Source organism: Nostoc sp. CHAB 5715, assembly GCF_020829685.1.
In the GTDB taxonomy this organism is placed as follows: domain Bacteria; phylum Cyanobacteriota; class Cyanobacteriia; order Cyanobacteriales; family Nostocaceae; genus Nostoc.
This window is the reverse complement of sequence record NZ_JAIVFR010000732.1, coordinates 1-3,926: the sequence shown is the minus strand read 5'-3', so window position 1 is coordinate 3,926 and position 3,926 is coordinate 1. Positions and strand designations below refer to the sequence as shown.

The following is a 3,926-nucleotide window of genomic DNA, read 5'->3' as shown; positions in this document are numbered from 1 at the left end:
CATGGAAGCCTCCGCAACTGACTTACAGTTTGAACGCTTTAAGCTGCGTGTCGGTGATGTAGTTTTTACAAAAGACTCGGAGAGCCCCGACGATATTGGCATTCCAGCGCTAGTCAAAGAAGATATCAGTTGCTCCTCTGTGGTGCTGCTCAACTTGGCTTTGGAGCAATATTTTGTTGTAAAGTTCGCGTTGTTCACCAATAGTGAGTTTGCCAGTATGTTTGAGTTTCTCCCGAAATTCGGAATTTTCTTGTTTGGCGACGTCTGCCCATCTATGGGTATCTTCTAGCTCTTGCCAATATTGATCTAGTAGAGGATGAAGGGGTAGAGGAATACTCTCTACATTAGGCAAGGCTTGAAAATTAGACGTTTTTTTTATTGGTCGTTCTACTTGGGAGTTGCTAATCGGGTCAGACGTAGAGGGAAAGGAAACAGAATTCTCAAGTTGTGTCCTATATTCTAAGTCCTGCCATTGTTTTGCTAACTTTGGGTGAAGAGGCAGTTTAATATCACGGGTGGTGTGAGGATTGCCAGTTGCAGTAGCAGCCAGAGATTGCGGGATATGTAACTTTTGAGCAAGCAATCTCAGTTTACTCAGATCAAGTTCAGTAATAGCGAGTGTTTTGACTTGGTGAGTCATTCCCTCATTTGTTCTATTTATTTCAAAACTGGCAGCAACCCAAGGAACGCCATCATGTTCAGTTTTGAGGACTTTTAGAACAGATGTACTATCTTGTTGACTTTTCTCGTAGAGGATGCGGTAATTTCCCAACTCCAAATCATCACGACCAGCCTTTTTTAGAGTTTGAGTCAGGATTTGCAAGACTTCTGACGTTTTGAAGCTTTCTAAAATTTGGTGTGTCCCATCAAGGGAGAGTGAACCAAGGGTCGAAGCAATTTTTCTGGGGTCTTCATCAACAGAGGGTAGTTGTTTACCACTTTTAAGGTATTCAGCAACTAATAAAAACTCCTGTCTTTCGATGGGCAGCATATCCTTGGGTTGCCCAGGATTAGTGATAGCTCCCCATTTATCAGTATGAAACTGCATTAGGGCTTTAGTTTCGTCAGTGCGGCGATAAATACTGTAATTGTTCCCAACCTTATTGATGGTAAAAGCATCCGCCCGATAAACTAAACTATTATCTTGTTGAACACCATAATTTTTCACAAGTGCGAATGCAGTAGAAGCAATCTCCTTATTTTCCCTAGCTTCTAGACGCTCTCTAAAGAAATTCGGCTGATAAATTGTGACCTGCTCTCTTCTTGCCCAAGAATCAATCTGGTAATCCTCAACCGGAGTCACGGGTGAAGCGCTAATGAAGGGAATAACTTCTTTTTTCCCTTCATTAGCAAGTACTTCAGCATCTATTACTTGAGGGTCTATTGATGCCGGACTTGGTGATGAGTTCTCTGTGATTGTAAAGTCTGTTGCTTCTTGGATCGAAAATTTGGAGCGATTTTTCCCAAAAATAGCAATTGTCTGTTCTTCTTCTAAGTTCTCTAGAGATGAAGATGGGGCATTAACAGTGCCATCTCCCTTTTGCTCGGAAAGCTGGATCTCCTTACCATTTTTCAATAATATTGTTAAACGCAAATCAGGAGGTTGATTGTTCTGCCACCAATTGTCCAATGGGACTGATGTATGAGATGCTTGCTTAAAAGCTTCTGCGCCCTGTGCAACAATCAAATCATCGACACCTTTTTCTGGCCCTGGTAAAGAAATAACACTTACCTTAGCACCCGCTTCTTCTAACAGTTGACCAGTGCGGTATGTAGCGATATTAATGTTGCGTTTAGTGGTGCGCTTAGTCTCGTAGTCAAAACAAATTTTAATGTCCCGATTTTTCGTAGCGAAAACTGCCAACTCATCATGTAATACAGGCTCTCTTTGATTGCCCAATTCATCATGAACGCGATATCCAGCATAAATCCCAGGTAATCCAATGGCTGCTTCCCCCTGACTCAAAATACTGGCCGCCTTCTTTGCACCCTCGGCAATAGTGACTGGGACATTATGCTTCCAAACGCAATACCAAAATCCCGATTGGCGATCGCTTTGCGTCGGCTGTACTCCAGCTTTTTCGTAGATGCGTTCGGCAATCTCATTCGGTACATTAAGCAAGAAAATGCTTAAATCAACCTTGGGTGGGTGTTCATATTTAATAAATTTGCCTGGGTTCTCGGCTTTTTCTCTGGGACTATTAGGTTTGTAGCATCCCCACAATTTTTGATTAGGTTCATTCCCTGGCTCAAGATTAGCAAAGTCACGAGGATCAACACCAGAGTTACACCACCAGCCGCCATCCTCAAGGTGAGAATATCTATTGAGAATGGAAGCAGACAGCCGCCCCGTATTCAGGCGTTCTAGTTTGTCACTGTACATGAGATATTCCCATGCTTCATGTTCCTGTTCTATGGGGTCAATGTGTAAGCTCTTAAAATTCATCTCGGCAATAGCCGGAGCGATGGCACTTCCTCTTACTAATTCTTGCAAGTGATTTTGATCTATCTTATGTGTGGGGACTGGAGAAATTGGGTCAGATGAAGAGTTTGAAGCAGTGGGGTATTCAGACCCAAGTTCACTACTAAGATCAAATGGCAGCAATTCGTCTTCACTTCTTGCCTCTTTGAAGTAGCTCCACAACCCAGAAGTGCGGTTTTCTGGGTGTACTCTTCCTTCTGCCTTTTGAGCTGAGTCAATTAGAGGAGCGATTTCTACTACTTCAACAGGTGTAGTAGACGGTGGTAAAAACGGAGGTTTGTCATTAGGTGGCAAAATCGGAGGTGAACCAGTGGGAGGTAAATCGGGGGGTGTGATAGAACCAGGTAAAAGTGGTGGGATATCAGACGGAAGTAAGAAGGGGTATTCACTCCTTGATGCCAAAAGCTCTGTTAATAATTCTGAAAATTCTTCTAGGTCAGCAAATTCTGCTTGAACAAATTCGTTAGTCTTGGGGTCAAATTTCTCCCACTTCCAACCACCATTTTCGTCAGAACTCATGACATAAGTTTCTTTACCAATTTCCAACTTTAATCTGGAGTTGATGTATTCATCTATTGCTAATTCTATCGAGTCTAGTACAAGCTTTAGATAAGGGGCTATTACTGTTCTGGCAAAGTATTCACTACTTTTAGCATAAGCCGAAGTTAGTTGTAAATGTCGTTCATCAATTTTCTGAGTAAATAAAAATTAAATAAATACGTTGTCATCAGCATCAATCAATGAACTGACCTCCGAGATATCTAAAGGTAAAGAATTGTTGGCATCTTTGGGGTTTTGAGGCAGAGGGAAACGATTATTAATGTCAGCAATTCTGATATCTAAGTCATGCTGAGTCGGAAACTTCTGAGTACTTTTTCTAGCCAGAATAGTGACAAGCTTAGTCCATTGCTGCTGATTGTATTCTTCAATATCTAGAATGGCTTGGGGGATTTTGATAGATTTCAGTAGAGGAACCGACCCTTCAAAATTATTGGAGTATGCAGGATTTATAAAGACACATTTACCTGCTGGCAGTTTCAAAAACTGGGCTGACTCCAATAGTTTTTTAGTCTTCTCTTGGTCACTAGTAGTAGTATTAGTTTTACCCCCACCTGTAGAGCGACTTTTATGCTTGTATTTGATTTCTTCATCACCTAAAAAGCTGGAGAACAATTGTGCAGACTCATTTTCACTAGGATTGAAAACAAACTTAGTACCGCAAGCACCAAGAATAGTCTTTGCTACTTCCTTACCGTAATTCTTTTCAAGTTGCCCCATATTCTGCCAGCCCAGGATGCCGCAGAAACCCTCACTCCGTCATTTGAGCCAATGAAACAACTGGCATATTTCTAACTCCTATTCGGGTTAAACCTCCATCCAAGCGTATTTCCCAACTGGGAAACACCCGAATTCTCAGATGTGCGAGATTAGTTAACCATACTAG

At 41.8% G+C, this 3,926-nt stretch carries 1 protein-coding gene and 1 pseudogene; both read right to left on the bottom strand.

Annotated features, from left to right (window positions below; translation table 11 throughout):
• Positions 1 to 109 precede the first annotated feature (109 nt).
• Positions 110 to 3,001, bottom strand: coding sequence for a DUF3854 domain-containing protein (locus LC574_RS30135; RefSeq protein WP_229457277.1), 2,892 nt, complete (start codon positions 2,999 to 3,001; stop codon positions 110 to 112).
• Positions 3,002 to 3,190: 189 nt separating this feature from the next.
• Positions 3,191 to 3,820 (bottom strand): annotated as a pseudogene (locus LC574_RS30130) (TraM recognition domain-containing protein); the annotation flags it as partial.
• Positions 3,821 to 3,926: the final 106 nt, after the last annotated feature.